The sequence below is a fragment of the Flagellimonas flava genome (assembly GCF_050617915.1).
Taxonomy (GTDB): Bacteria; Bacteroidota; Bacteroidia; order Flavobacteriales; family Flavobacteriaceae; genus Flagellimonas; species Flagellimonas flava_A.
This window is the reverse complement of record NZ_JBODQE010000157.1, coordinates 1-240: the sequence shown is the minus strand read 5'-3', so window position 1 is coordinate 240 and position 240 is coordinate 1. Positions and strand designations below refer to the sequence as shown.

Annotated in this window: 1 pseudogene; it reads right to left on the bottom strand. The window is 50.4% G+C overall.

The annotated features are described in order from the left end of the window. Window positions 1–240 (bottom strand): annotated as a pseudogene (locus ACRHOZ_RS21375) (hypothetical protein); the annotation flags it as partial.

The window sequence follows — 240 nt, the reverse complement described above, 5'->3', positions numbered from 1 at the left end:
CAACTCGACATTTTCCCAAACGCCGCTGGCCACAATATCACCTTTTTTACCGTAGAAAGCCCCTTCCCCCATGCGTTCATCGTCTTTCCAAAGACCGACAAACTTTTCTCCATTGGGCCAGTGGTAGGTCCCTTCTCCCGAGCGCTTGTCATTCACGTAGGATCCTGTGTAATGCTGTACATCTGCCCAGTAAAATGCTCCGTCACCGTGACGCTGATTATCCTTCCATTCGCCTACGTA